At 67.1% G+C, this 22,526-nt stretch carries 21 protein-coding genes and 1 riboswitch; of the genes, 6 read left to right on the forward strand and 15 right to left on the reverse strand.

The genetic code is table 11. The annotated features are described in order from the left end of the window. The 7 genes from B4A72_RS11360 to B4A72_RS11390 form a co-directional block, all read right to left on the reverse strand. Positions 1–158: triose-phosphate isomerase (locus B4A72_RS11360; RefSeq protein WP_292978650.1), on the reverse strand; the 158-nt coding region annotated here is incomplete at its 3' end. A 4-nt stretch (positions 159–162) separates the two neighbouring features. Beyond that, a complete protein-coding gene (locus B4A72_RS11365; RefSeq protein WP_292955236.1) occupies positions 163–927 on the reverse strand; it encodes a DeoR/GlpR family DNA-binding transcription regulator in 765 nt (254 codons plus the stop codon). Between the two features lie 192 nt (positions 928–1,119). Beyond that, positions 1,120–2,070, reverse strand: coding sequence for a sugar-binding transcriptional regulator (locus tag B4A72_RS11370; protein ID WP_292955233.1), 951 nt, complete (start codon positions 2,068–2,070; stop codon positions 1,120–1,122). After that, positions 2,070–3,206 carry an iron-containing alcohol dehydrogenase gene (locus B4A72_RS11375; RefSeq protein WP_292978614.1) on the reverse strand — a complete coding sequence of 379 codons (1,137 nt, stop codon included), beginning with the start codon at positions 3,204–3,206 and terminating at the stop codon, positions 2,070–2,072. The genes B4A72_RS11370 and B4A72_RS11375 overlap by 1 nt, the downstream gene beginning before the upstream one ends. A gap of 26 nt (positions 3,207–3,232) precedes the next feature. Further along, positions 3,233–4,165 (reverse strand): sugar phosphate isomerase/epimerase family protein, encoded by a 933-nt coding sequence (locus B4A72_RS11380; RefSeq protein WP_292955226.1) that lies wholly within the window; start codon positions 4,163–4,165, stop codon positions 3,233–3,235. A gap of 9 nt (positions 4,166–4,174) precedes the next feature. Next, a complete protein-coding gene (locus B4A72_RS11385; protein ID WP_292978616.1) occupies positions 4,175–5,692 on the reverse strand; it encodes a glycerol-3-phosphate dehydrogenase in 1,518 nt (505 codons plus the stop codon). Further along, a complete protein-coding gene (locus tag B4A72_RS11390; RefSeq protein ID WP_292978618.1) occupies positions 5,682–7,265 on the reverse strand; it encodes an FGGY-family carbohydrate kinase in 1,584 nt (527 codons plus the stop codon). Before B4A72_RS11390 ends, B4A72_RS11385 begins: the two co-directional genes overlap by 11 nt. A 362-nt stretch (positions 7,266–7,627) precedes the next feature. On the opposite strand from B4A72_RS11390, the gene B4A72_RS11395 reads away from it, so the two are divergent. From B4A72_RS11395 to B4A72_RS11420, 6 genes are all read left to right on the forward strand, one after another. Then, positions 7,628–8,284, forward strand: coding sequence for a DUF2291 family protein (locus tag B4A72_RS11395; protein WP_292955218.1), 657 nt, complete (start codon positions 7,628–7,630; stop codon positions 8,282–8,284). Continuing rightward, entirely contained in the window at positions 8,281–9,837 is a 1,557-nt protein-coding gene (locus B4A72_RS11400) for a sugar ABC transporter ATP-binding protein (protein WP_292955215.1), read from the forward strand. Before B4A72_RS11395 ends, B4A72_RS11400 begins: the two co-directional genes overlap by 4 nt. 24 nt (positions 9,838–9,861) lie before the next feature. Next, a complete protein-coding gene (locus tag B4A72_RS11405) occupies positions 9,862–10,905 on the forward strand; it encodes an ABC transporter permease (RefSeq protein ID WP_292955212.1) in 1,044 nt (347 codons plus the stop codon). A gap of 113 nt (positions 10,906–11,018) precedes the next feature. Then, positions 11,019–11,963 (forward strand): D-ribose ABC transporter substrate-binding protein, encoded by a 945-nt coding sequence (locus B4A72_RS11410; RefSeq protein ID WP_292955209.1) that lies wholly within the window; start codon positions 11,019–11,021, stop codon positions 11,961–11,963. A gap of 74 nt (positions 11,964–12,037) precedes the next feature. Continuing rightward, on the forward strand, positions 12,038–13,543 hold the full coding sequence (locus B4A72_RS11415) for an FGGY-family carbohydrate kinase (protein WP_292955207.1): 1,506 nt from the start codon (positions 12,038–12,040) through the stop codon (positions 13,541–13,543). After that, complete coding sequence (locus B4A72_RS11420) at positions 13,540–15,198, forward strand: glycerol-3-phosphate dehydrogenase/oxidase (protein WP_292955205.1); 1,659 nt, start codon at positions 13,540–13,542, stop codon at positions 15,196–15,198. Before B4A72_RS11415 ends, B4A72_RS11420 begins: the two co-directional genes overlap by 4 nt. Here the strand turns inward: B4A72_RS11420 and B4A72_RS11425 are convergent. The 8 genes from B4A72_RS11425 to B4A72_RS11460 form a co-directional block, all read right to left on the reverse strand. After that, on the reverse strand, positions 15,180–15,653 hold the full coding sequence (locus tag B4A72_RS11425; protein WP_292955203.1) for a 6,7-dimethyl-8-ribityllumazine synthase: 474 nt from the start codon (positions 15,651–15,653) through the stop codon (positions 15,180–15,182). The two genes, B4A72_RS11420 and B4A72_RS11425, sit on opposite strands and share 19 nt — an antisense overlap. 74 nt (positions 15,654–15,727) lie before the next feature. After that, a riboswitch (FMN riboswitch) is annotated at positions 15,728–15,857 on the reverse strand. Positions 15,858–15,965: 108 nt separating this feature from the next. Further along, a complete protein-coding gene (gene doeB, locus B4A72_RS11430; RefSeq protein ID WP_292955200.1) occupies positions 15,966–16,955 on the reverse strand; it encodes a N(2)-acetyl-L-2,4-diaminobutanoate deacetylase DoeB in 990 nt (329 codons plus the stop codon). Further along, positions 16,952–18,148 (reverse strand): ectoine hydrolase DoeA, encoded by a 1,197-nt coding sequence (gene doeA / locus B4A72_RS11435; RefSeq protein WP_292955197.1) that lies wholly within the window; start codon positions 18,146–18,148, stop codon positions 16,952–16,954. Before doeA ends, doeB begins: the two co-directional genes overlap by 4 nt. After that, positions 18,141–19,118, reverse strand: coding sequence for a cyclodeaminase (locus tag B4A72_RS11440; protein WP_292955194.1), 978 nt, complete (start codon positions 19,116–19,118; stop codon positions 18,141–18,143). Before B4A72_RS11440 ends, doeA begins: the two co-directional genes overlap by 8 nt. Continuing rightward, complete coding sequence (gene eutB, locus B4A72_RS11445; protein ID WP_292978620.1) at positions 19,103–20,071, reverse strand: hydroxyectoine utilization dehydratase EutB; 969 nt, start codon at positions 20,069–20,071, stop codon at positions 19,103–19,105. The genes B4A72_RS11440 and eutB overlap by 16 nt, the downstream gene beginning before the upstream one ends. Continuing rightward, positions 20,065–20,769: a maleate cis-trans isomerase family protein gene (locus tag B4A72_RS11450; RefSeq protein ID WP_292955188.1), complete on the reverse strand. Its 705-nt coding sequence runs from the start codon at positions 20,767–20,769 to the stop codon at positions 20,065–20,067. Before B4A72_RS11450 ends, eutB begins: the two co-directional genes overlap by 7 nt. A 15-nt stretch (positions 20,770–20,784) precedes the next feature. Then, a complete protein-coding gene (locus tag B4A72_RS11455) occupies positions 20,785–21,228 on the reverse strand; it encodes a universal stress protein (protein ID WP_292955185.1) in 444 nt (147 codons plus the stop codon). A 9-nt stretch (positions 21,229–21,237) separates the two neighbouring features. Beyond that, positions 21,238–22,524, reverse strand: coding sequence for a TRAP transporter large permease (locus B4A72_RS11460; protein ID WP_292955606.1), 1,287 nt, complete (start codon positions 22,522–22,524; stop codon positions 21,238–21,240). Positions 22,525–22,526: the final 2 nt, after the last annotated feature.

A 22,526-nucleotide genomic window follows, 5' to 3' on the forward strand; every position in this document is an offset into this window, starting at 1 on the left:
GCCGCCTTGACCTGCCGGCAGGCGGTGAAGGGCGGGATCACGAAACGCTGGATCCGCGGGTCGTGATCGGCGTCAGCCTCGGCCAGTCTGCGGGCGAAGGCGCCTGCTTCGGCCAGGGTCTTGTTCATCTTCCAGCTTGTGCCGATCCAGATTGTCATCCGCTCAATCCTCCGCGATGGTCAGCGTCAGCCCGGCCCGGTCGATCGCGGCGCGATCCTCGGGCGCGGGGGGCGCGTCGGTGATGATGGCATCGAATTCGGCCAGACCGGCCAGTTCGTGCAGGGCGGAACGGCCGAACCGTGCATGGTTGACCAACAGGACCCTGCGCTGCGCCGCGTCCATCATCGCCCGCTTGGCGCCGACGACCGCATCGCTCATGTGAAACGCCCGCAGGCCCGACACCGCCGGGGTCGAGATGAAGGCCAGATCGGCGCGCAGCCGCGACAGGGCCTGTTCCGTCACCACGCCGAAAAAGCCGTTGAACTTGGCGTCGAACGCGCCGCCAAGCGCGATCAGCGTGATCCGCGGCGCGTCTTTCAGCGTCTCGATCACGGCGGCATTGTTGGTGATGATCGTCAGCGGCGCCCTTTCGACCAGCCTCGTGCCCAGCAGCGCCGCCATCGAGCCGTCATTGACCATGACACTCATCCCCGGCTCGACCAGATGCAGCGCCGCTGCGGCCATGCGCGCCTTGGCGCCGGCATCCTGCAAGGCGCGGATCCGGAAATCGCTTTCGAACTGGATGCCGGCCTCGACGGTGGCGCCGCCGCGCACCTTCCGCAGCAGTCCGGTCTGTTCCAGATCGTCCAGATCGCGATGGATGGTCATCTTCGAAACCGCAAAACGACCGGCCAGATCGTCCAGATCGACCGCCCTTGCCGCGATCAGCAGATCCATGATCGCCTGCCTGCGTTCCTCGCGCTTCATCCTTGCCTCCGGTTCGCCGCCCCCTGTCGGCCTCGCCATTTTTTAACATCTTGCCTGGACTTATCAACAATAATTTATGTTATTTTGTGTTATTTTTATGTTATTTCGCGCATCGCGTTGCCAGGTCCCGGCCGCAACGGCCCAGCGGCAGCGACCGGGACGGGCCTTGCCCGGCCCGCTTCCCCCAACGGCTCAGCCGGCAAGGGCGCGCGCCGTCGCCTCGTCGGTGATCAGGCCATCGGCACAACCGCTTTTCAGCACCGCGCGCAGTCCGGCGATCTTTTCGTCCCCGCCCGCGATCACCACGATCCGGCTGCCTTCCGGCCCGTCCAGATCGACCGACAGGGTTCGCGCGCTCAGCCCGGTTTCCAGCACCCGCCCGTCGGCATCGAAGAAATGGCCCATCATTTCGCCCACCCCGCCCGCCGCCCGGATCTCCTCGATCTCGCGCGGCTCGATCATGCCCGAAGCGACCAGTTGCGCGCCCGAATCCGCCGTGCCCATGCCGACGAATTTCAGCGTCGCGCTGTGCGACAGGTCGAAGATTTCGCGCACGCCGGGCTGGGCCAGCAGCACCGCCCGGTCCTGTTCGGAATTGGCGAAGAAGGGCACCGGCAGCACGAAGGCCTGCGCGCCGGTCTTTTCGGCCAGGCTGTGCATCACGTCATGGGGATTGGCCGCGTAGTTCCGGGTCAGGCCGCCCAGCAGCGACACGAAGCGCGCGTCCCGCGCCTCGAAGCGCGGCAGCTGATGCACCGCAGCGGCCAGCGTGCGGCCGTGGCCCAGTCCGATCACGGGATGCCGGCCGGCCTCGATCTCGCGCCGCAGGAACCCGGCCCCGGCCAGCGCCAGGGCGCGCAGCGGCATTCCCTCCTCGCCCAGATCCGGCGCGACCTCGCAGTAGTCCAGATCGTAGCCCTTGCAGAGCCGGTCTTCCAGGATCGCGCATTCCACGATCTCGCCGTCGATCGAGACCTTGACCACGCCTTCGGCGACCGCCCGCGCGATCAGCCGATGCGCCTTGACCGAGGGCACACCCAGCCGCTTGGCCACCGCCGCCTGCGTCAGGCCGCCCGCGTAGTGCAGCCAGGCCGCGCGGATTGCCAGGCTTTGTTCCGGGTCGATCCCCGTTCCCCGCGCCATCAGTTCGCCTCCGCCATCACCGCGCGCAGATCGGCGGGCGACAGCGCGGCCGGATTGGCCTTCATCGAGGATGACGACGCGGCAGCCTCGGCCGCTGCCCGCTGCGCCGCGCCGTCGATCCCCAGATCGTGCAGCCGGGGCAAACCGGCCGCGCGCGACCACCGCGCCAGCATCCCGGCGGCCTGTTCCAGACCCGCATCCGGCGCATCGAACGCCGCGCCGATCCATTGCCCGACCTGTTCGAGCCGCGCGGGATCGGCCACGCCGCGCCGGTTCGCGACCAGCACATGCGGCAGCAGGGTGCCGCAGATCGCGCCATGGCCGGCGCCGGTCAGCCCGCCCAGCGGCCCGGCCAGTCCGTGGACCGCGCCCAGCCCCGCATTGGCCAGCGCCAGCCCGCCACACAGGCTGACCCAGGCCATCTCGTCGCGCGCGGCCGCGTCCTCGTCTTCCATCAGCCGCCGGATCGCGGCCAATCCGCGCGGGATCGCATCGCGGCACAGCGCGTCGGTCAGCGGATTGGCGCGGGTGCCGACATAGGGCTCGATCACCTGCGTGATCGCATCGAGTCCAGAGGCCAGCGTCACCCCGCGCGGACAGCCATCCGTCAGGCCCGGATCGACGATCGCAAGGCGGGGCAGCATCCGGGCGTCGCGCAGGCTGACCTTGCGGCGATGCTCGGGCACGCCGATGACCGCGTTGCGCGTCACCTCGGCGCCCGTCCCCGCCGTCGTCGGCATGGCGACGAAGGGCAAGGGCGGATGATCCAGCGGCAAGCCCTGGCCCACGACCTCCAGATGATCCAGCATCGGCCGGGTGGCGGGGATCAGCGCGGCGATCGCCTTGCCGGCATCGATCACCGCGCCGCCGCCCATCGCCACCACGACATCCACGCCGCGCCCGGCATCGACACCCGCGTCGATCAGGGCCATGTCGGGCTCGGCTTCGACGGGAAAACCGGCGATTGCGCAGCCCTCGGCCCGCAACCCCGCCCGCAATCCGGCGCTGCGGCCGGCATCGCGGCCATGGACCAGCAGCACCCGGCGCCCCATCGCCGCGATCCGGCCGGGGGCGCCATCGGCCTGCCCGCGCCCGAACAGGATCTCGGTGGCGGTGGCGAAGGCGAAAGCGGTCATCGGCATCTCCTGTCCGGGTTCGGACGTCAGATATTCAGCGTATCGGCCCCGGTGTCGATATGGGGCGCCCAGAACGCCACGCTTTCGGCGATCTGGGGGATGACCTCGCGGTCGTTCGGCTCGCGTTCCCGGAAGCTGAGTTCGAGGCAGATCTCGTTGTCGACCGCCCCGCCCCGGGCCAGGGCCGCCAGCAGCGGTCCGGGCTGGATTCGTCCGCGTGCGTTGAAATCGGCGGTGAAGGGCCGGTGGCCGCCCTTGTCCATCAGCGATTGCTTGATGTGGATGATCGGGCTGACCTTCGGCACGGCCCGCGCCCAGGCATAGGGATCATGATCGCGGGGATCGGCGCTGGTCACGTCGCCATGATCGATATCGGCCATCATCCACATCGGGATCGCCATCCCGGCTGCCGACAGCCGGTCCTGCAGGACCAGGCATTCCGCGATCGTGTGACCGAATTCGCGCCCCACGCTCATCGGTTCCCAGAAGATGTAATCCAGTCCGGCCGCCCTGCCATGTTCGGCGACCTCGGCCCAGCATTCGATGGCGATCCGGATCAGATCCTCGCGGCGCGCCGGATCGTCATGGTCGCGATAGGTGAGGATGGCGAATTGCGTGCCGATGGATTTGCCGCCCAGATCGGCGATGATGTCGGCGAAGGTCTTGAACCAGTCCACGTAATGGCGCCGCACGTCGCGATCGGGATGGCCGAAATGGTTGAGCCGCCCGTATGGTCCGGTCATGCCGCTGGTGACCCGGACACCCGTGCGCTGCAGTGCCGCGCCCATCGCCCGCGTCAGGCGGCGGATGACGGGCGCGGGCCATGAAGGGTTGATGAATTCGTGGGTCAGTTGCAGATCGCGGATGCGCAGATCGCGCGCCACGGTGTCGATCAGGTCATCGGGCTCGGCAAAGCGGTTGACCAGCGGATTGGTGTTCAGCGACAGGGTCAGCGGCATGATCCGTCCTTACGCGGCCCGAGCCAGGTCGGCGGTGTCGAACCAGTCCGCGAAGGCGCGCTGCTGGTCCTCGGTCAGGTGCAGGTAATGCTTGGTGCGGCGGCGCAGGATGTCCTCGGGCCGCCGGGCCCATTCCCTGGCCACCAGATAGCGTGCCTCGGCCTCGTAGAACTGGCCACCGAAATGCCGGCCCAGATCGTCGAGACCGAAGGCGCCGCCGATCACGTCCCTTGTCCGCGCACCGTAGAGGCGGCCGTAATGCAGCAGCAGATCCCGCGGCGCCCAGGGGTAAAGCTCTCGCAGCAGCTGGACGAAGCTTTCGTAATCGGCGTTGGCGATCTCGCCGCCCGGCAAGGGTGCGGACTCGGTCCAGTCGGGACCCATCTGCGGAAAAATGTCCTTCAGCTTGTGCATCCCGCGCTCTGCCAGTTCGCGGAAGGTGGTGATCTTGCCGCCGAAAATGTTCATCAGCGGCGCGCCGCCGGTCTGGTCGAGGTCGAAGACGTAATCGCGCGTCACCGCAGAGGGATTGCCCTGCCCGTCATCGAACAGCGGCCGCACGCCCGAAAAGCTGTGCAGCACGTCCTGAGGTCGCAGCTTTTCCTTGAAATAGCGGTTCACGGCGGCCAGCAGGTATTCGATCTCGGATTGGTCCGCGGTCACGTCCTCGGGCCGGCCCTCATAGGCGATGTCGGTCGTTCCGATCAGTGCCTTGTCGCCCTCGTAGGGGTTGATGAAGATGACGCGTCGGTCGTGGTTCTGCACCAGATAGGCATTGGCGCCTTGCCAGAATTTCGGAACGATGATGTGGCTGCCCTTGACCAGCCGCACGTTGCGCGCCGAATTCGCGCCCGCGACGCGGGTGATGATGTCGCTGACCCAGGGGCCCGCGCAATTGACCAGGCAGCGGGCGCGAAAGCTGCGCACCTCGCCCGTCGCCTCGGATTTCGTCCGGACGACCCAGATCCCGTTCTCGCGCCGGGCCGAGATGCAGGGGCTGCGGGTCAGCACCCTCGCCCCCTTCTCGGCCGCGTCAACGGCGTTCAGAACGACCAGACGGGCATCGTCCACCCAGCAGTCGCTGTATTCGAAACCCCTGATATAGGTGTCCAGAAGCGGCGCCCCCTCGGGATCGCGGCGCAGGTCCAGCGTCCGGGTGCCGGGCAACTTCCGCCGGCCACCCAGGTGATCATAGAGAAACAGGCCCAGCCGCACCAGCCAGGCCGGACGGTCCTGCGGGCTGTGGGGCAGCACGAAGCGCATCGGCCAGATGATGTGCGGCGCCGCGCGCATCAGCACCTCGCGTTCGATCAGCGCCTCGCGGACCAGGCGGAATTCGTAATATTCCAGATAGCGCAGCCCGCCATGGACCAGCTTGCCCGACCGCGACGAGGTTCCCTCGGCCAGATCGTCCTTTTCGCACAGCACGACCTTCAGCCCGCGGCCGGCGGCATCGCGGGCGATACCGGCGCCGTTGATGCCGCCGCCGATCACGAACAGGTCGATTGTTTCGCTGTCATTGCTCATCCTGCTGTCCTTTCGCAAAGGCCGCGCGGGCGGCGGCAAGCGCATCCCAGACCGGCGGCAGGGCATGCCGCGCGGCGCTGAAGGCGGGAAACAGGCCGTCATAGGCAGCCATCAGCGCCGGATCGGGCGCTTCGGCCTTGCCCAGCAGCGGGGTTACCCATTCGGCGATGCAGGCCTCCATGTCGGGATAGGCGCCGATGGCGACGGCGGCCATCATCGCGGCACCGGCAGCGCCCGCCTCGTCCCGCGCTGAGACCCGGACCGGCGCGGCCAGCGCGGCCGACAGGATACCGCGCAGGGCGGGTGACCGCGCGGCCCCGCCGGTCAGGCGCAGTTCGGCCGGCAATGGCCCCATCGCGGCATAGCAATCGCGCATCGCCATCCCCAGCCCCTCGGCGACGGCCCGGACCAGGTCGGGATAGCGGTGACCTGAGGCAAGTCCCACGAACCCCGCCCGCGCATCGGCATTGACGAAGGGACCGCGTTCCCCGGCATCCGAGATATAGGGGTGATAGACGATCTGGCCCGGCCGCGCCTGTCCCAGCCATTCGTCCAGATGCGCGACCAGATCGCGGTGCGTCACGGGGCGACCCAGATCGGACAGGATCCCGGCCGCGATGCCCAGCACCCAGTCCAGGTTCAGCGTCGCCGCCATGTTGGTCTGGACCTGGGTCACGATTCCGGGGATCGGCAGGCAGATGACATAGCCTGTCCCCTGCTGGTTCAGCTGGACGTCGCCGGCGGCCACCGCGCGCAGATGCACCCCGGTCGATCCGACAGTCGAACAGGCGACATCGCCGGCCGTGCCGCCATAGACGCCCGCGCCAAGCGCCGTCATCACCATGTCCACATAGCCAAGGCTGACCGGCGTACCGGCCCGCAAACCGGTCTGGCGCGCGGCGTCGCCGGTCAGCGGATGCGTAGCCTGGCTGCCATCGACGATTTCGGGCAGCAGGGCCCGGCGATGGGACAGGCCAAGCGCCGCGATCGCCGTGTCGTCATAGCGGCGATGGCGGAAATTGCCGAAGGTGAAGCTGGCCTCGGACGGATCGGTCGCGCGCTGGCCGGTCAGGTTCAGATACAGCCAGTCCTTGCAATGCAGCGCGACTTCGGCCCGGTCCAGCATGTCGGGCGCATGTGTATCCATATGCGCCATCTGCGCACCCTGCTGGCAGGTGTTCAGCCCGGTTCCCGTGGCCTCGAACCGGGCACGATCCGCCGGGCTCGCCGCCAGCCGCGCGACCGTGGGCGCGGCACGGGCATCCAGCCACAGCCAGGCATCGCCCACGGGTCCGTCAGGCCCGACAAGCCATGTCCCGTCGCCCTGACCGGTCACCGACAGGGCCGCGACCCGCCCGGCCAGTCCGTCGATAGCCTCGCCCAAACCGCGCAGCGCGGCGGCGCAATCCCGCCATGTCCGGTCCATGGATTGCGTGGCCGCGCCGCCTTTGGCCGTCAGATAGCGGTTCGGCACCGAAAACGCCCCGATCTGGTGTCCGGCCATGTCGAAGGCAACGGCCTTGATGACCGATGTCCCGGCGTCGATGCCGATCAGGATATCGGCGCGATCCATACCAACCCTCCCGGCGGATGCCTTGCGCGGCAGCCTTGCTTCGGGCTTGTATAGCATGAGTTCTTTCGGATGCATGTATTTTTTTACAGACACGGCAATTTATTTCGGCTAGATTGATCCCGAGGGGTCCTGCGCCATGCGACGGGCCAGGGGAAGAAACGATGACCGCGCGTTCGCGCAGCGGCATCGGCGCAGGACCGGAGAGGAGGCCGGCACGATGAGAATTGCTTCTGAAAAGACGGGCCAGACCGCGCCTGCAATCCTCGAGCCGGGTGCCGTCGGCGCGGCGAACCGGCCGTTCCGTGCACCGCGCTGACCTCGATTCGCCCCCGGATCGACCGCCGCAACCAGAGGATCGCCCGATGACGCATTTTTCGTCCCCCGCGCCGAAAGCGCCCGCCTCCTCCCGGCGCGGATTGTATCTTGGGCTCGGCGTGGCCGCCGCCCTTCTGGCGGGCATCGCCTTCGACACCACGATCGTGACCATCGGTTCCGAGTCCGATGTCCGCGCGCAGGTCTTCTCGCCAGACGATTACGGGCAGCAGGAATTTCCCCGCATCGCCGAATTCGTGAAGGGCAAGGCGGTGGATGCGGCCACGCTGGCCCCGGCGGTCTTGCAGGACAAGGCGGCGGCGGCCGAACAATACGGCACTCCGGCCTCGACCGGGGCAATCATGTTCACCACCGTCACCGGCGCCGTGGCCGAGGGAAAGTCCGGCATCTACACGATCCAGGCCGAGGATGTGCCCGAGGAGATCACCATCCGCGTCCAGACCGGCCCGGCGATCAACGGCACCGATCTGCGCGACGCGCCCGGTGACATCACCTTCGGCCAGTTCAAGAACCAGATCGAATATCAGAATGCCGGCGCAGGCATCAATCGCGCGATGAAGACGGCCGTTCTGGAACCGATCGACACCGCCGGTCTGACCGGCAGGACGATCACCGTCACCGGCGCCTTCCGGCTGATCAATCCGAAGAACTGGCTGATCACGCCGGTCGAGGTCAGCGTGCAATGAACAGCGCAAGAACAGCAGGGGGCGGGATCCCCGAAGGCGAACCCGATGCGCGCGAAGTCGTTCTGGCCGCCCGCAACGTCGCCAAGTCCTATGGCAATGTCCATGCGCTGAAGGGCGTCAATTTCGACATCCATCGCGGCCAGGTCACGACCCTGTTCGGCGAGAACGGCGCCGGCAAGTCGACGCTGATGAAGATCCTGTCGGGCGTGATCCAGCCCAGCAGCGGCGACATCATCCTCGACGGCCAGCCGACGGCATTCGCCAGCGCGACCGAGGCGCGGGATCGCGGCATTTCGATCATCCACCAGGAATTGTCGCTGGCGCCGAACCTGTCGGTGCGCGACAACATCTTCATGGGCCGCGAGATCATGGGCCGGACCGGCGTGGATTTCGCCGAGGAAGAACGCCAGACCCGCAGGCTGATGGAGGAACTGGAGGAGGATATCGACCCGCTGACCGCGGTCGAGGAATTGCGCCTGGGCCAGCAGCAGATCGTCGAGATCGCCCGCGCCCTGTCGGTCAACAGCCGCATCCTGATCATGGACGAACCGACCAGCGCGCTGTCGGCCAGCGAGGTCGAGGTGCTGTTCAAGGTGGTGCGCGACCTGACCGAGAGGGGTGTCAGCATCGTCTATATCTCGCATCACCTGGAAGAGGCTCTGACCATCACCGATCACGCCGTGGTCCTGCGCGACGGCGCCATGACCGCCTCGGCGCCGCGCGCGCAGATCGACCTGGAATGGATCGTGCGCAACATGGTCGGCGACAATTACGACCTGGGCAGCCCGCCCGACACGCAGATGGGGCAAGCCGCGCTGTCGATCCGCAACCTGACCCTGCCGGACCCGTCGGGGGGCTTCGATCTGGTGGACCGGCTGTCGCTGGATGTTCGCGCGGGCGAAATCGTCTGCATCTACGGGCTGATGGGAGCAGGTCGCACGGAGCTGCTTGAAACCTGTGCCGGGCGCCTGCGCGCCAGCGCCGGCGAGATCGTGCTGGAGGGGCAGGAAATCTCGCACCTGTCCATCGCCGAACGCATCGCGCGCGGGCTTGCCCTGGTCCCCGAGGATCGCCAGCGCGACGGACTGGTCCAGACCATGAGCGTGGGCGAAAATCTGTCGCTGGCCTCGATCCGGCGTTTCACCAGGGGTCTGTTCACCTCGGCCCGCGCCGAGCGGCGCCTGGTCGAAAGCAGCATCCGCGAGGTGACGGTCAAGACCTCGGGTCCGGCCGCGCCGATCGGATCGCTGTCGGGGGGCAATCAGCAGAAGGTCGTGATCGGCAAGATCCTCGCGACCAGACCCAGGGTGATCATGCTGGACGAACCGTCGCGCGGCATCGATATCGGCGCCAAGGCCGAGGTCTTCCGCCTTCTTGCGGAAGAGGCCAGGCAGGGTCTTGCCGTGATCTATTCGACCTCGGAAGTCAGCGAATGTCTGTCCATCGCGCACCGGATCGTGGTCATGCACAAGGGCCGCATCTCGGCCGAATTCGATTCCACCGTCACCAAGGAAAAGATCATGGCCGCCTCGGGCGAGTCCGTGGCCGCCTGAGCGCGCTTGAGGAAAGACCCAATCATGTCGGACACCACAGCCACCGCCGCCACCGCCCGCAAGAAGCGCGATTTCAGCATCGGCCGATTGCTGCTGGAAGGCCGCGCCTTCTTTGCGCTGATCGCCATCATCGTCGTCTTCTCGATCCTGTCCCCGAATTATCTGACGATCGGCAACCTGCTGATCATGGCCAGCCACGTGGCCATCTACGGCATCCTTGCCATCGGCATGTTGCTGGTGATCCTGAACGGCGGCATCGATCTTTCGGTCGGCTCTATCCTGGCGCTGGCGGGGGTCAGTGCGGGCGCCATGATGCAGGGGATCCAGATCGACGCGATGGGCGTGATCCTGTATCCGCCGGTCTGGGCCGTGGTGGTGCTGACCTGCGTGCTGGGCGCGGCGGTGGGGGCGGTCAACGGCGTCCTGGTCTCGATCTTCAAGGTGCCGGCCTTCGTCGCCACGCTGGGCGTGATGTATGTCGCCCGCGGGGTGGCGCTGCTGATGACCAACGGGCTGACCTACAACAACCTGTCGGGCCGGGCCGAGCTGGGCAATACCGGCTTTGACTGGCTGGGTTTCAACCGCATCGGCGGTGTGCCGATCTCGGTCATCGTGCTGGCGGTCCTGGCGATCCTGGGCGGGCTGATGCTGTCGCGGTCGTCCTTCGGGCGCTGGCTCTATGCTTCGGGCGGCAACGAACGCGCGGCGGAATTGTCGGGCGTGCCCACGCGGCTGGTCAAGATCACCGTCTACACGCTGTCGGGGATGTTGTCGGCGATCGCGGGACTGGTGCTGGCCTCGCAGCTGACCTCGGCCGGACCGACGGCGGGCACGACCTACGAATTGACCGCCATCGCCGCGGTGGTCATCGGCGGCGCCGCGCTGACCGGCGGGCGCGGCACCATGCGCGGCACGATGCTGGGTGCCTTCGTGATCGGGTTCCTGTCGGATGGCCTGGTCATCATCGGCGTCTCGTCCTACTGGCAGACCGTCTTTACCGGTGCCGTGATCGTTCTGGCCGTGCTGATGAATTCGCTTCAATACGGGCGCGGCGGCCGCAAGGGCTGAGTGTCCGACAACCTTCCCCGCGCGGTCGAACAGGAAACCGGGCCGCGCGGAAAGACTGCCTGACGCGACAAGGGCGAAGGCAGGTCCATCAACCAAGGGAGAGAAGACCAATGATGAAGATGACGCGCCGCCTGCTTCTGGCCGCCGTGGCCGCCGCGCCGCTGATGGCCGGGGCCGCGAATGCCGAGGGGCTGATAACCATCATCGTGAACGACCCGGCAAACCCCTACTGGTTCACCGAGGGCGAGGTCGCCCGCAAAACCGCCGAGGAACTGGGCTATACCGCCAATGTCGCCGCCCACAAGGGCGATACCAATACCGAAAGCACCCTGATCGACACGGCGATCACCAACAAGTCCGAGGCGATCATCCTTGACCCGGCCAATGCGGACGGATCCATCGGCGCGGTCAAGAAGGCCGTCGATGCCGGCATCCCGGTGATCCTGGTCAATGCCGAGATCAACCAGGAAGGCCTGGCCAAGGCCCAGCTTGTGTCGAACAATGCCCAGGGTGCCGCGCTTGGCGCGCAGGCCTGGGTCGAGGCGGTGGGCGATACCGGTCAATATGTCGAATTGTTCGGCAACCCGGCCGACAACAATGCCCAGACCCGCTCGAACGGGTACGAGACGGTGCTGAGCCAGTATCCGGATCTGGAAAAGGTCGGCCGCGAGGTTGCCAACTGGGACCGCACGCAGGGCTATCAGAAAACCCAGTCTCTGCTGCAGGCCAACCCCGACATCATCGGCGTGATCTCGGGCAATGACGAGATGGCGCTTGGCGCGATCGCGGCGCTGAAAGAGGCCGGCAAGCTGGATCAGGTCAAGGTCGGCGGCTTTGACGGCTCGCCCGACGCGGTCGAGGCGGTCAAGGCCGGCGAGATGCAGTATACCGTGTTGCAGCCCGTCGCGGTGTTCTCGGCCGAGGCCGTCAGGCAGGCCGACAATTTCATCAAGAACGGTTCGACCGGGGTGGACAGCGAAAAGCAGCTTTTCGACTGCCTGCTGATCACCAAGGACAACGTCGACAAGTATACCGGCCCCTTCGTGCTGGAACAGTAAAGCCGCAAGGCTGGGGCGCGCGACGACGCCACCGCGCGCCCCAGCCCCGAATTTCCGCGGCGCCCGTGATCCCAATGTCGCTTCTGCTTGGCATCGACAATGGCCTGACCGTCACCAAGGCGGTGATCTTCGATACGGCAGGCCGCGTGGTCTCGATGGCCCGGCGCCGGGTGCCGCAATCCCTGCCACGGCCGCGCCACGTGCAGCGCGACATGACCGGTTTGTGGACCCATACAGCCGAGGCGATCGCCGACGCCCTGTCGGCCTGCCCCCGCCCGGCCTCGGATATTGCCTGCATTGCCGCGACCGCCCACGGCGATGGCCTCTACCTGCTGGATGGCGAGGGCCGGCCGCTGGCGCCGGGCATCCTGTCTTTGGACAGCCGCGCGGGCGAAATCGCGGCGCGGTGGCAGGCCGACGGCACCGCCGCTCTTGCCCTGGAACGGACCGGCCAGCGACCTCATGCCTCGGCGCCTTCGGCACTGTTGGCCTGGCTGCGCGCCAACGAACCCGACCGCTTCGCAAGGATCGGGCATGTGCTGGCCTGCAAGGACTGGCTGCGGTTCTGCCTGACCGGCGGCATCGCCACCGACCTGACCGAGGCCAGCACCGCCTTTACCGATGTCGCGACACAGGATTATGCCGATGACATCCTGCCGATCTTCGGGCTCGAGGCATTGTCCCATGCCCTGCCCCCGATCCTGGCCCCCGATGCCGTCGCAGGCCATGTCACGCCCCAGGCCGCCGCCCTGACCGGCCTGGTCGCCGGCACGCCGGTCGCGGCCGGACTGCATGATGTGACGGCATCCTCGCTGGGTGCGGGTGGCTATGCCGAGGGTGTCGCGGCCATCGTCGCCGGAACCTATTCCATCAACGAAACCGTCTCGCGCGCGGCTCGGACCGGCCCGGGCTGGTTCTGCCGCAACGGCATCGCGCCGGGCGAATGGAATGCGATGGCGATTTCTCCTGCCTCCGCCAGCAATTACGACTGGTTCCTCGATACATTCTGCGCCGCCGAACGTGCCGCTGGCGGCCCGGATCTGCACGCCCGGATCATTCCCCAGATCGAGGCCGCGATGGCCCGCCCCTCGACCGCCATCTTTCACCCCTACCTGTTCGGCGCACCGCAGGGCGCGATGGCCAGCGCCGGCTTTTTCGGCCTGCGCGGATGGCAGGATCGCGGCGACATGCTGCGCGCCGTGATCGAGGGGATCACCTTCAATCACCGCGTCCATGTCGATGCCCTGCGCGAAGGCTTTGCCATCGACCGGGCGCGGCTGACCGGGGGCATCTCGCGCAGCCCTGTTTTTGCCCAGCTTTTCGCCGATACCCTGGCCATGCCCGTCAGCACAAGCGACACCGAAGAGGCCGCCGCCTGGGGCGCGGCCCTGTGTGCGGGATCGGCGGCGGGCCTGTTCGAAAGCCCGCGCCACGATCCGCGCGATCCGGGCGCCCTGACCCGGAATTTCACCCCCGATGCCACCCGCAGCGCCGATCTTGACCGCCGCTATGCCGTCTTTCGCGAGATCGGGCGGGCGATGGAACCAGTCTGGCCCAGTATCGAGGCCCTGGGCGAATGACAGATCCGCACGACATCGATGTGCTGATCCTGGGCGCGGGAATCAACGGGGCGGGCCTGTTTCGCGATCTGTGCGAACAGGGCGCAAGCTGCGTGATCGCCGACAAGGGCGATTTCGGCGGCGGCACCTCGGCGGCGCCGTCGCGGCTGATCCATGGCGGGATCAAGTATCTGGAGACCGGCGAATTGCGGCTTGTGGCGCAATCCACCTATGAACGGAACCTGCTTTTGCGCAATGCGCCGCATCTGGTGCGGCCGCTGCCGACGGTGATCCCCATCTTCTCGTGGCTCAGGGGCATCGGGCCGGCGCTGCGGACGCTGCTGGGTTCGACCACGGCGCCGCGCGGCCGGGGCGCGGTGCTGATCAAGATCGGGCTGGCGATCTATGATCTCTATGGCCGGCGGGCCCGCGTCATGCCGCGCCATCAGCTGTGGTCGCGGGCGCGCGCCCTGCGCGAAATCCCGCCGCTGACACCGCGCATCGCCGCCGCCGGCCGCTATTACGACGCGATGGTGACGCAACCCGAAAGGCTGGTCTGGGAATTGCTGGCCGACGGGATCCGCGTCAATCCTGCCGCCCGGGCGCTGAATTACACGACATTGCAGGATACGGATGGAACCACGATTCGGCTGACCGGCCCGGACGGCACACTTGCGCTGCGGCCGCGGATCGTGGTCAATGCGGCCGGACCCTGGATCGACCGGGTGAATGCGGCGCTTGGCGCGCCATCGCGGCTGATCGGCGGCACCAGAGGATCGCATCTCCTGCTGGATCATCCCGACCTGCTGGCGGCGCTGAACGGACGGATGCTGTATTTCGAGGCCGATGACGGCCGCATCTGCCTGGTCTTCGACTATCTCGGCAGGGCGCTGGTCGGATCGACCGACCTGCGCGCCGACGATCCCGACACGGTCGCCTGCGACGAGGCCGAGGTCGATTATCTGCTGGGGGCCCTGCGCGGGCTGCTGCCGGGGCTGCGCTTTGGCCGCGAACAGATCGTCTATGCCTATTCCGGCATCCGCCCCCTGCCCGCCAGCGATGCGGCCATGCCGGGCCTGATCAGCCGCGACCACTCGGCCCCCGTGGCCGAGCCGCAGGGACCGCGCGTCTGGCCCATCCTGTCGCTGGTCGGCGGCAAGTGGACGACCTTCCGGGGCTTTGCCGAAGAGGTCGCGGACGAGGTTCTGGCGCGGCTTTCGATGTCCCGGCGCATCGGCACGGCGTCGCTGGCCATCGGCGGCGGCCGCGATTTTCCGGCCGATCCGGAGGTTTGGGCCAACGCCGTGGCCGCGCGGACAGGCTGTGCCCCCGACCGGGCGCGAGACCTGCTGGACCGCTATGGCACCACCGCCGGGCCGATCCTGGCGGCCGAGGGCCCGGCGCCCGCGATGCTGGCGGATGCCGCCTATTCGCTGGCCGAACTGGACTGGCTGATCCGACATGAACGGGTGCGGCATCTGGCGGATCTTGTCATGCGGCGCACCGCGATTGCGGTCACGGGGCGGTTGACGGGCCGCGATCTGGACCGCATCGCCGGCCTTTGCGCGCGGGCACTGGACTGGGACGATACCCGCCGCCGGCAGGAAATCGCGGATACGCGGGCGATGCTGACCGGGCGGCACCGCCTGCGGATGGATCAGGCGGCGTCAGAGTGATCCGAGGCGGCAAGATCCGCCTCCAGCGCCAGAACCTGCTGCACCGCCTGGGCTGCCTCGGCGCCCTTGCGGACGAAGTGATCGCGGAAGAACGCCCTGTGCGCGGCGGTTTCCTGATAATGATGCGGCGTCAGCGAGACCGAAAAGCAGGGAATGCCGGTTTCCAGCCCGACATTCATCAACCCGGTCACCACCGCGCCGGCGACGAAATCGTGACGATAGATGCCGCCATCGACGACAAGGGCGGCGGCCACGACGGCATCATAGCGCCCGGTCCGGGCCAGTTTCTTGGCCAGACGCGGCATCTCGAAGGCGCCGGGAACGTCGAAGGCGTCGATCCGCGCGCCGGGAAACAGCGTGGCTGCCTCGGCCAGAAAACCGTCATGGGCACGGTCCACGATCTCGGCGTGCCAGCGGGCCTTGATGAAGGCGATGCGGGGATTGGTCTTGGTCATCTTTCGGAACCTTCCGTTTTGCAACAGCACAGGCCCCAGAGCTTCGATCCTTGACCGCCCCAGGCAAGGGCGGCCTCGGTTCTCTTCCATCCGGACTATACCGTCGGCCCCGGAATTTCACCGGATCTGCTGACCCTTCCGACAGGAAGGCGCTCGCGGGCTGTCACCGCCGGTGGGGAATTGCACCCCGCCCTGAGAACGAGAATCGCGATAGCATGAGGTCGGCGCGCCGCCAAGCCCCGGCGGACAATCGGCGAGGGCGCGACACCGCCTTGCACCAGCGACGCGGCCCGGTCCCTGCGCTTCGTCAGGTCAGCGGACCGCGATCACCGCGAGGCAATCCCCGGTCTGCACGAGGCCCGGAAAATGCCGCGCCGCGATGATGCCGTCGCGGTTTGCCGTGACCGAAACCGGCTCGATCCCGGTCCGGTCGGCGGGCCAGATCCGGGCAATCGGCTGGCCGGCCCTGACCGCATCGCCCAGATCGGCCAGCGGATGCAGCAAGCCGTCGCGCGTGGCAAAGTGAAAGCAATCATCGCCCGGCATGTCCAGCATCACGTTGTCGTCCGCTGCCTCGACCGGCCCGGCGAGAATGCCCGCATGGCGCAGCAGGTTGCGCCCGCCCCGGATGGCGATGGCGGCCGAGGCCGCCGTGGCCGTGCCGCCGCCGCCCAGTTCGGTGGTGACGAAGACCTTGCCCTGACTTTCGGCGGCCGTGTCAAGCATCCCCACCGCGTCGATTTCCAGCATCATCATCGAATAGGGCGCGCCGAAAGCCTGCATCGCCGCCACGCATTTCGCCTGCTGGTCCTTGTCCTCCAGATAATGCGCCGCCGCATAGGGCAGGAAATCCAGCGTCTTGCCGCCCGAATGGTAATCCAGCACGATGTCGGCCATGGGCACCAGAACGCTGTCGAAATAATGCGCGATCTTCTGGCTGACGCTGCCATCGGGACGACCCGGAAAACAGCGGTTCATGTTGATCTGGTCGATCGGGCTGACCCGGGTTCCGGCGCGGAAGGCCGGATAATTCAGGTAGGGCACGATGATGACGCGCCCGGTGACATCCTCTGGCGCGATCTCCCAGGCCAGGGCCTGCAGGGCGATGGGGCCCTCGTATTCGTCGCCGTGATTGCCGCCGGTCAGCAGCGCGGTCGGCCCCGCGCCGCCCGCGATCACGGTGATCGGGATCATCACGCTGCCCCATGCGCTGTCGTTGCGCGAATAGGGCAGTCGCAGAAAGCCGTGATGCTTGCCCGGCCGGTCCAGCGGGATGGTGGGCACGATCGGGTTCGCGGTCATGACTTCACCAGCATCCGGCGCGGGATGTTGCAGAACAGTTCCGGCTCGCGTTCGGTGATGACGATGGATTCGGTGGTCTCGTAACCCCAGCCCTCCATCCACAAGCCGGTCATGAAATGGAAGGTCATGCCCGGTTTCAATTCGGTCTGGTCGCCGCGGCGCAGCGACATGGTGCGCTCGCCCCAGTCGGGCGGATAGGACAGCCCGATCGGATAGCCGGTGCGGTTGTCCTTGACGATGCCGTGGCGGTCCAGGACCGTGAAGAAGGCATTGGCGACATCCTCGCAGGTATTGCCGGCGCGGGCGGCGCCAAGCCCCGCCTCCATCCCTTCCAGCACCGCCTTTTCGGCCTCCAGCATGTCCTGCGGCGGCTTGCCCAGGAAGATCGTGCGCGACAGCGGCACATGATAGCGCTGATAGCAGCCCGCGATTTCGAAGAACGTGCCCTCGTCCTGCTTCATCGGCTGGTCGTCCCAGGTCAGATGCGGCGCCGAGGCATCCGGCCCCGAGGGCAGCAGCGGCACGATCGCCGGATAATCGCCGCCATGCTGGGACCATTCGTCAAAGCGCAGGCCGGCGTCATAGATCTCGGCGACCAGATCGCACTTGCGCTGACCGACCTCGACCTTGTCGGCGATGCGGCGGTGCATCCGCTCGACGATGCGGGCGGCCTTGCGCATGTATTCCAGTTCCTTGGGCGTCTTGATGGCGCGCTGCCAGTTCACCAGCCCGGTGGCGTCAAGAATCTGCGCCTCGGGAAGTCCGTGGACCAGCCGTTCATGCGCCTTGGCGGAATACCAGTAATTGTCCATCTCGACGCCGATGAAGCCGCGATGCCAATTGCGGGTGGCAAGGCTGGCCCACAGGTAGTCCATCGGGTGGCGTTCGACGGACTGCACATAATAATCCGGGTAGCCGATGATATAGTCGTCCGGCATCCAGACCGTGCGCAATGCGCCCTGCGCATCCTGCCCGCGCCCGAACCAGATCGGCGGCCCGTCGGGCCCGACGATCACGCATTGATGCACATAGAAGGACCAGCCGTCATAGCCGGTCAGCCAGGCCATGTTGGACGGGTCCGACACGATCAGCAGATCGAGGCCCAGCTTTTCCATGCTGGAACGTGTCTTTCGCAGCCGCTGTTCGTATTCCTCGGTCGAAAAGCGGTAGGGGGTCCTTTGCAGTTCAGGCATTCGGCTGGTCTTTCGAAAACGCGGCAAGCGCGTGGGTGGCAATGGCGGTGTCCTGCACGCCGGTGCCCGTCAGATCCGCGATGGTGATCTGGTCGGGTGAGGTTCGGCCGGGATGGCGGCCGGAAATGATGTCGCCCAGTTCGGGGATCGCGGCATCCTCGGCGATCACCCCCGCGCCAAGCGCGGCGCGCAATTCGCCCATCAGCCGCGTCTGGCCGACGCGATCGGCGACGTAGAGATCGGCGCGATCAAGGCACAGCGGATCCAGTTCGTTCTTGCCGGCCTGATCGCTGCCCATCGCGGTCACATGCTGGCCGGGGCGCAGCCATTCGGCCCGCAGGATCGGCTGTGTGGCGGGCGTCGTGGTCACGATCACATCGCCAAAGCCCGCCGCGGTCGCGGCGTCGGGCTGGGCCCGGACCCGCAACCCGTCGCGGGCCAGGTCGCGGGCCAGCGCCTCGGCCCGGGCGGGATCGCGTGCCCAGATCACCGCCTCGCGGATCGGGCGGACAAGGCAAAGCGCCTGCAACTGCATCCGGGCCTGCAACCCCGCGCCGAAGATCGCGGCCCGGCTGGCATCCGGGCGTGCCAGATGCCGCGCCGCCACGCCCCCGGCCGCCGCCGTGCGAACATCGGTCAGATAGCCGTTATCCAGCAGCACCGCGCAAACCCGGCCGGTTTCGGTGGACAGCACCACCATCAGCCCCGAGGTCGAGGGCAAGCCCTTCGCAGGATTGTCGAAGAAGCCGGGCGAGATCTTGACGGCAAAACCCGGCAGGCCCGGCACATAGGCGGTCTTGACATCGACCTCGCCGTTCACATCGGGCATGTGCATCGACAGGATCGGCGGCATCTGCACCCCGCCGCCCGCCAAGGCGGCAAAGGCGTTTTCGATCAGGTCCAGGACAGCGTCGTCAAGACGCACCCTTTCGCGCAAAAGGTCTTCGTGCAGGATCAGGATGTCGGACATGCCGCGCCCCTGACGATGGCCGCGTGGCGGGCCGGGTCTATGTTCTGGCCGGACAGGATCAACACCAGCGGGCCATCCACGGCCCGCAGCCTGCCGGCAAGGATCGCCGCCGCGCCGACCGCCGCCGCGCCCTCGACCATCTCGTCCTCCTCGACCGACAGGTGGCGGATGCCGGCGGCGATTTCATCCTCGGTCAGCAGGATCAGGTCGTCCATCAGGTCGCGGCACAGGCCGAAGGTCAGGCGATTCTTCAGCCCGATTCCGCCGCCCAGACTGTCGGCCAGCGTCTGCTGTTCGGGAACCGCGACCGGATGGCCGGCCTTCAGGCTGGCCGCCATGGCCGCGCCGCGTTCCATGCTGATCCCGATGATGCGGATGGCAGGCCGACGGGCCTTGGCCGCCAGCGCCACACCGGCCAGCAATCCGCCGCCCGACAGCGGCACCGCGATGGCCGCGGCATCGGGGATCTGGTCCAGGATTTCCAGTCCCAGTGTCCCCTGCCCGGCGATGACATCGGGATGATCGAAGGGCGGGATCAGCGCAAAGCCTTCCTCGCGCTGCAACCGCCGCGCTTCGTCGAAGGCCTCGTCCTGCGAGGCCCCGATCACACGGGCCTCGGCGTCAAGGGCCCGGATCGCGTCCAGCTTGTTCTGCGGCACCAGTCGCGAGACGCAGATCACCGCCGGCAGGCCAAGCTGACGGGCCGCATGGGCCAGTGCGCGGCCGTGATTGCCGGTCGAGGCGGTCGTCACCCCTGCCACCTCGCCCAGCCGCGCCGCCGCATTCGACGCCCCGCGCAGCTTGAACGCGCCGGTTTCCTGCCGGTGTTCGCATTTCAGCCAGACCGGCCCCCCGGCCAGCCGCGACAGGCCGGGCGCAGCCTTGACGGGCGTCACACGCACCATGTCGCGGATGCGTTCCGCGGCCGCCAGGATATCGTCCAGCGTCACCATGTCCGCACCTGAAACAATCGCCCCGTTCCCTGGGCCGGGATGCGGGCGATGTCCAGCATCGACCAGAACAGGGCCAGGTTCGAACTGAGCACCGGCTTGCCGATCGTCTCTTCCAGCCGCTCGATCACCGAAACCGCCGGCAGCGCGGTGCAGGACATGAACAGCGCCTCTGCCTGCGGATGATCCGATGCCTGCGCGAATTCGACGATCTCGTCGGCCGACAGCAAGGCCATGTCGCGGTCATCGGCATGTCCCATCGACCGGCGCGACACCACGTCAAGGCCGTTGGCCTGAAAATGATCGCCGACCAGATCGGTGGTCTCGCGCAGATAGGGGGTCATCAGGGCGATCCGGGTGACGCCCAGAGCCGCGAATCCGCGCAGCGCCGCCGCGACCGGGGTGCTGACCGGCGCGCGCGAACCGATGGCCTGCTGCACGCCATCGCCCAGCACCGCCGAGGCCGAGGTGCAGCCGAAGGCGATGCCCTTCAGCGCGACCCCCGGCACCAGAAGGTCCGAGGCCGCTTTCAGATGCGGGCCGGTCTTCTTCAGGTTTTCGGCGGTGGTGGGATTGTCAAAGGCGATCCGGGTGACATGCAGCCGGCAGCCCGGCGGCAGCAGCCGCTGCGCGTCGCCCTCGATGGTCAGGTCCGTCGCCAGCGCGATCAGGCCGAAGCGGTTCACGTCGTCGCGCCACATCTTCCGTTTGTCCCTTCAGACGACCAGCACCGGACAGGCGGCAAGGCCGGTGACCTTGTGACTGACCGATCCCAGCAGGTAATTCTCGGTGGCGCCCAGCCCGCGCGATCCGACCACGATCAGATCGCAGCCCTTTTCATGCGCGACCGAAATCAGCGTGCGCGCCGGAGGGCCGGCCTTGATGAAGGCGCTGACCTGCACCACGCCGGCATCCCGGGCATGACTTTTCGCATAATCGGCCGCGTTGCGCGCGGTCGATCGCATGGCCTCGTCCAGGTTGCCGCCCGGCTCCAGCGAGCCGCGCACCATCGACAGCGAGGCTTCCAGCATCGAGTGATGCCGATAGACGGTCAGGATGATCAGTTGTGCATCGCACAGCTTGGCCATCTCGACCGCCTGCGTCAGGGCCCGGTGCGACCCGTTCGAACCGTCATAGCCGACGAGGATTTTCCGAAACATCGCGCGCCTCTACTTGTCGAAGGCCAGATCGCGCAGGAACAGCGCGATCTGCGGGAAGAAGATCAGCAGCACGGCCACCGTCAGCAGCATCAGGATGAACGGCGGCGTGCCCCGGATCACATCGATATAGGGCCGTTTGAAGACCGCGATGGCGGTGAAGATATCGGCGCCGAAAGGCGGTGTGGCACTGCCGATCGCCACCTGAAGGGTGATGATCGTGCCGACCAGGACCGGATCCAGGCCGACCGACTGCACCACCGGCGCGAAGATCGGCACGAAGACCAGGATCACCACGATCGGATCGACGAACATGCAGCCGATGAAGAAGGCGATCGAGATGGTGAACAGCACGCCGTATGCGCCCATCTCGTTGATGCCGATACTTTCCAGGACTTGCTGCGGGATCTGCGCGAAACTGATGACATAGCTGAAGGCCGCGCCGGCGCCCACCAGGATGAACACCACCGCCGTGATCAGCCCGGTCGATTTCGCGGTGGCGTAAAGTTGCTTCACGCTCAGTTCGCGAAAGACGATCATTTCCAGAAACAGCGCGTAGAGAACGCAGGCGGCGGCAGCCTCGGTCGGCGAGAAGATGCCGCCATAGATGCCGCCGATGATGATCGCCGGAAAGCCCAGCGGCCAGAGCGCGCGCAACACGGCCTGCCCGCGTTCGCCCCAACTCGACTTGGGCAGTGTGGGCACGTCGTTCCGCACCGCGTAGATGTAGCTGTAGACCGAGAACATCAGCAGGATCAGCAGCCCCGGCCCGATGCCCGCGATGAACAATTCCGAAATCGAGGTGCCCGAGACGACGCCGTAGATGATCATCCCGATCGAGGGCGGGATCAGAAAGGCGATGTCCGAGGAATTCACGATCAGCGCAAGGACGAAGCTGTCATTGTAGCCCGCCTTCAGCATCCGCGGCCGCAGCGGTCCGCCGACCGCCACGACGGTGGCCTGGGTCGAGCCTGAGACGGCGCCGAACATGGTGCAGGCCCCCGCGGTCGAGATCGCAAGCCCGCCCCTGAGATGCCCGACGAAGGCCATCACCAGATCGATCAGGCGATTCGCCGACTGGCCGCGCGTCATGATGTCGGCGGCGAAGATGAACATCGGCACCGCGATCAGGCTGGCGGGCCTGATGCCGCCCAGGATCTGCTGGATCATCGTATCCAGCTGCGAAAAGCCGCCGAACAGCGTGACGAAGCCGATCAGCGAGCCCGCGATCAGCGGGATCATCATCGGAAAGCCCAGCAGCAGAAGGACGATCATGGTGCCGAAGATTGCCCAGGTCATCA

The sequence above is a fragment of the Paracoccus sp. UBA5162 genome, from assembly GCF_002413585.1.
Taxonomy (GTDB): domain Bacteria; phylum Pseudomonadota; class Alphaproteobacteria; order Rhodobacterales; family Rhodobacteraceae; genus Paracoccus.